Raw genomic sequence first — 4,952 nt, 5'->3', positions numbered from 1 at the left:
ACGCTGATCTGCCGGAACGGGTCAGGGCGGTACTTTTTCTTGCTTGCATAGGTCTTATGGATGACAAGGCGCGGCGCGCCTTCTGGGCGCGGCTGGCGACGCATATGCCGCCGGGTGGACTGGTGCTTTTTGATGTGATGATGATTGATAAGCCGCAGCCCGTTGAAAAAATACACGTGGCTGAAGTAGTTATGGGGCAGAATACCTACCACGCCTGGGCTGAAGGCGTCCCGGTTGACGATTTACGCGAAAAGTGGGTTTCCACATACCAGATTGTCAGGGATAACAACGTAATACTTGAACGCCACGCTGAATATACCTGGCAGACCGTAAGTCTTGACGATGTGGCGCGCGAGGCGGAACCGCACGGATTTGTCCTTGAGCGGCAGACTGACGATACAATGATTCCTTCAGGCATCCTGCGTAAAATCGCCACGTAGCGGCTGCGCACAAAGAGAAATATCCCACCGAAAAGCCCTTATGGTACATTTGCCATAAGGGCTTTTTCCTGCTGAGGCGCACACGTAATTCAGGCTATCCAATGCGCGTGTCATGCCGAAGTTCGACAAAGAACGTTTCGCCTGCCGGTGATGAATTGGCGAGTGTTGACTGCAGCATCTGGGCTTATCCCAACAGGTACGGAGTAGAGAACATACTCGGACCCCGTTTTTAAAAACGAAAAAAGGCCGCATTTTCATGCAGCCTTTTTTCAAAACTAACCCCCGGGACTAACCCCTGTGGGTATCTGGTGAGGTTTTTGTTATAACCTCTTGGAATCATTTGGCGTCCCCAAGGGGATAAGTAGGTGTACTGTAAGTACCTGAGATGAATATTTATCAGGCATGGGGGAATTGTCAATACCTACAGAAATACCTACAAGTACAGTGGGTTATGGCGAATTTCGTTGGACGTTGTTGGTTGTTGTGCGTAGTGTGCTCTTCGTCGCTGGGGGTGAACTCGCAAGGATTTCTTGTGAGTTCCAACATGCCTAAATTATAGTATAAATCGGCAGAGTTGAACAGTCAAATAATCTTTCATTGTTGCTTCCATTGGCGATTCTTCATAAAAAATATTATTGGGTGGAAATGGGTGTATTTGTGGCTTGACTAATTGGGTGTTTGTGGGTGTATAAATGGGCATGATAAAAACCGACACATTGAACATCTCACCGGAATTCCTTGGCCTGATTGCGGAAATAGACGAATTCAAAGGCGCATGGAAAGCCTTGGGAACTCTCGCGCCTGAACGCCTTTCCGCGCTGCGCCGGGTTGCTACCATTGAGAGCATCGGTTCATCCACTCGCATTGAGGGAAGTAAGCTTTCCGACAGTGAGGTGGAAAAGCTACTGTCCAATCTTTCCATTCAGTCTTTCGCCTCTCGTGACGAGCAGGAAGTTGCCGGATATGCCGAAACTATGGAACAAATATTTCAATCTTGGGAATACATCCCACTGACAGAAAACCACGTCCGCCAGCTTCACCGGGATTTGCTGCGACACAGCGACAAAGATGAGCGCCATCGCGGTAATTACAAAACTTCCCCGAACAGTGTGGCGGCCTTTGACGAGCATGGCAAGCAGATCGGTATCGTCTTTGAAACTGCCTCGCCCTTTGATACTCCCCGGCTCATGCGCGAGCTGATCGAGTGGACAAATGTCGCGCTGGAAACCAAAAGCCTGCACCCTTTGCTGGTGGTAGGCGTTTTTACTGTGAACTTTTTGGCAATCCACCCATTTCAGGATGGAAACGGGCGCTTGTCGCGCATTCTGACCACTCTTTTACTGCTGCGTTGCGGCTATGCCTATACGCCATATAGTTCGCTTGAAAGCGTGATAGAGAACAGCAAAGAGGGCTACTATCTGGCCTTACGCCAAACCCAAACCACTATCCGTACTGATGCTCCTAACTGGCAGCCTTGGCTGTTGTTCTTTTTGCGCGCTCTGCATCAGCAAATGAAGCGGTTGGAAAAGAAAGTGGAGCAAGAGCACATTGTGCTGGCCGCTTTACCGGAACTTTCTTTGCAAATTCTGGAATATGCCCGCGATCACGGGCGGGTGACGATCAAGGATATGCTCATCCTGACCGGGGCCAACCGGAACACCCTAAAAGAGCATTTCCGGAAGTTGGTGGAAAATAGGCAATTGGCCATGCAAGGTAAAGGCCGGGGGGTATGGTATCGGCTTGGGTGAGGGTGGCTGCTGCGCTCACGAAATCTTGTTTTGGTCAGCAATATAGCGGTCGGTAATCATGTCCAGGATTGCCCCTGGGCGGACTTCCAGCGCAAGACCGATACGAATGAGCATTTCGATTGATGGGTAACGTTTACCACTTTCCAGCATGGAAATGTACGGGGTACTCATGTCCATGCGATCAGCAAGCTCATCCTGAGAAAATCCTGCCTGCTGCCGAAATTCCCGGATAGCAACACCGACTCCGACCAGTTTTCTTCTTGTTGTCTTCATTCCCGAAATGTACCGGGAATGGGTATTTCATATCTTAATCATGTAAGTTAAATTAACTTACATGATTAAGATAATATTGCCTGTTCTGCTGCTCTGCGCTATTGCTGTTCCTTGTCACGCATGGCCCGCCCGCGTTGTCGCGGTTGCCGATGGGGATACCCTTACTGTGGAGCCCATCGGTGAAGGTGGCCGCGTGAGGATACGATTGCACGGTATTGATGCACCAGAACGCAAGCAGCCTTCGGGAGAGACGGCTAGAGCGCTGGTGCTCGCGATTGCCTTGCATCAGCGTGTAACTGTTGAGGAAAAAAGCCGGGATCACTACGGGCGTGCGGTGGCCATCGTATGGCTGGACACGGGGGAAAGCCTGCAATCCATATTGATAGCTGCTGGGTTGGCTTGGGTCTGGCCCCGGTATTGTCAAAATTGTCAGGAATGGGAAAAGTTGCAATTGGAGGCCCAACAAAGGAACTTGGGGCTCTGGTCAGAGTCATTCCCTATTCCGCCTTGGGAGTGGCGACAGGGAATACGTCCATAACAGTGAATTTTTTACGGCACAATATCGTTCACTTCTGGCCAGGAAACATAAGAAGCCCCTGGTATTTTTATCCAGGGGCCCAGCCATGAGATATCGAGTTTTCTTTTTGTCCAGCATTCCCAGATGACAACAACACGCCACCCCGCATCAAGGAGTCTTTTTACGGTACGCATATCTCGGTTGGTATTTTCGCTGAATTTTTTCTGCCACTTTTCGGGATGAGTTTTTGGTGTTGTTGCATATTTGCAGTCTAAATGCCTGTGCCAGAAACAACCATGCACAAAAACGGCGACTTTGTATTTTGGCAGCACGATATCGGGAACCATGTTCAACACTTTTGTTCCGAGGCGATATCGAAAGCCTTGGGCGTGAAGCATACTTCTGACAATAATTTCTGGCTTTGTATTTGCAGAACGTATCCCTGCCATCATGCGGGATCGTGTTGCGGGAGTGACGATATCCATGTACTATTTTCTCATTCGAGCAAAGATGGTGTTATTTAATGCAATATCTTATAATAGTTGACTTGTTCGCGGGGCCGGGCGGATTGGGCGAAGGATTCTCCTCCTTTCAATCCGAAGGACATCACCCATTTAAGATAGCGGTATCTGTAGAAAAAGACAAATTTGCGCACAGTACATTGCGACTTCGCGCTTATTGGCGGCTTTTAAAACGTCATGGGAAACCTCTTGATAATTTGTATGCATATTACAAGGGGGTGGTGGACAGTCCCTGGACAGCCGATACCGTAGATTTGTGGGGCGAAGCCGAGGCCGAAGCCCTGCAACTGGAGTTAGGGAAAGATAAAGATCGGGATAATGTCCTGCTCCATGATCGAATTTCCCGACTAATCGCAAATGATGAACACTGGGTGCTGATTGGTGGCCCGCCTTGCCAGGCATACTCGGTTGTGGGTCGTGTCCGTGTTGGGGAAAAAAACAAAGAAGATCCCAAGCATCATTTATATAAAGAATATTTGAATGTCATCAGGCAATTTCGTCCTTCCATATTTGTTATGGAGAATGTTCGAGGAATGCTGTCATGCCAATTGGAAAATGGGCATATCATTCATCGGATCATGGAAGATTTGGCTTGTCCTGGCCAAAGCGAACGAGGTGCCAAAAATTATAAATACTCAATCCATTCTCTGGTCGCGGATACTTTTTACAAGCCAGGAATGAATGCTGCCGAACTGGATTTGAAAAAATTTATTGTTCAATGTGAGCAGTATGGCATTCCTCAAGCCCGACATAGAGTGATCCTGGTAGGCATCCGGGAAGATGTCGCAGCAGCCTTGCCAAAGTTGGTTTCTTCCAACCCGGTGACTGTGTGGGATGCTATTGGCGACATGCCTCCTCTCCGAAGCGGCCTTTCCCGCCAGGAAGATTCTGTTGATATATGGAAAAATTTGGTGGCATCGGAATTTGACGATTTGGCCAAACACGCCTGGAAGTCCGGACGACGTACACTAGCGCAAATTCTTCGGGATGCGGGCGAGGAGGTTACACGTGAAAATCTCCCTCGCGGGGGGCGTTGGGTTGAAGGGAAATATGGAAATCCTCCCATGCATGTGACTCCATTGCACGAGTGGCTGCGAGATGAGCGTCTGGGGGGGTGGCTCAACCATGAAACACGGGCGCATATGGCCAGTGATCTGCGCAGATACGCTTATATAGCTACCCATGCCAGCGTTGAAAAGAAAAACCCCGTTGGCCCAAAGGATTTCACCTTGCCAGGGCTGGCCCCCAACCATGCCAACTGGGAAACCGGCTACTTTGATGACAGATTTAAAGCCCAGTTGATAAATCGCCCTTCTACCACAATAACTAGCCACCTTTCAAAAGACGGGCACTCCTTTATCCATCCAGATCCTACCCAATGCAGAAGCTTGACAGTTCGTGAGGCTGCCAGACTCCAGACTTTCCCGGACAACTACTTTTTTGAGGGGCCAAG

Annotated in this window: 6 protein-coding genes; 4 read left to right on the top strand and 2 right to left on the bottom strand. The window is 49.3% G+C overall.

The features are described from left to right. Nucleotides 1–440, top strand: a 440-nt coding sequence (locus QZ377_RS08515; protein ID WP_291440734.1) for a hypothetical protein, incomplete at its 5' end; no start/stop codon positions are given. A gap of 692 nt (nucleotides 441–1,132) precedes the next feature. Further along, complete coding sequence (locus QZ377_RS08510; protein ID WP_291440733.1) at nucleotides 1,133–2,188, top strand: Fic family protein; 1,056 nt, start codon at nucleotides 1,133–1,135, stop codon at nucleotides 2,186–2,188. Between the two features lie 15 nt (nucleotides 2,189–2,203). Here QZ377_RS08510 and QZ377_RS08505 read toward each other — a convergent pair whose 3' ends face one another. Continuing rightward, a complete protein-coding gene (locus QZ377_RS08505; RefSeq protein ID WP_291440732.1) occupies nucleotides 2,204–2,461 on the bottom strand; it encodes a helix-turn-helix transcriptional regulator in 258 nt (85 codons plus the stop codon). A gap of 61 nt (nucleotides 2,462–2,522) precedes the next feature. Between QZ377_RS08505 and QZ377_RS12655 the strand changes: the two genes are divergently transcribed. Next, complete coding sequence (locus tag QZ377_RS12655; protein WP_365854695.1) at nucleotides 2,523–2,999, top strand: thermonuclease family protein; 477 nt, start codon at nucleotides 2,523–2,525, stop codon at nucleotides 2,997–2,999. An 11-nt stretch (nucleotides 3,000–3,010) separates the two neighbouring features. Here QZ377_RS12655 and QZ377_RS08500 read toward each other — a convergent pair whose 3' ends face one another. Then, nucleotides 3,011–3,463 (bottom strand): very short patch repair endonuclease, encoded by a 453-nt coding sequence (locus QZ377_RS08500; RefSeq protein ID WP_291440731.1) that lies wholly within the window; start codon nucleotides 3,461–3,463, stop codon nucleotides 3,011–3,013. Between the two features lie 38 nt (nucleotides 3,464–3,501). On the opposite strand from QZ377_RS08500, the gene QZ377_RS08495 reads away from it, so the two are divergent. Beyond that, nucleotides 3,502–4,952, top strand: a 1,451-nt coding sequence (locus tag QZ377_RS08495) for a DNA cytosine methyltransferase (RefSeq protein ID WP_291440730.1), incomplete at its 3' end; no start/stop codon positions are given.

Origin of the sequence: Desulfovibrio sp. (assembly GCF_019424165.1) — a bacterium.
In the GTDB taxonomy this organism is placed as follows: Bacteria; Desulfobacterota; Desulfovibrionia; order Desulfovibrionales; family Desulfovibrionaceae; genus Desulfovibrio.
Note: the sequence above shows the minus strand (reverse complement) of the source record. Positions and strands in the feature narration are given on the sequence as shown.

Excerpts from the sequence above, each read along its gene's own strand:
- QZ377_RS08510 (WP_291440733.1), top strand. The coding sequence starts at position 1,133 with ATGGGCATGATAAAAACCGACACATTGAACATCTCACCGGAATTCCTT.
- QZ377_RS08505 (WP_291440732.1), bottom strand. The coding sequence starts at position 2,461 with ATGAAGACAACAAGAAGAAAACTGGTCGGAGTCGGTGTTGCTATCCGG.
- QZ377_RS12655 (WP_365854695.1), top strand. The coding sequence starts at position 2,523 with ATGATTAAGATAATATTGCCTGTTCTGCTGCTCTGCGCTATTGCTGTT.
- QZ377_RS08500 (WP_291440731.1), bottom strand. The coding sequence starts at position 3,463 with ATGGATATCGTCACTCCCGCAACACGATCCCGCATGATGGCAGGGATA.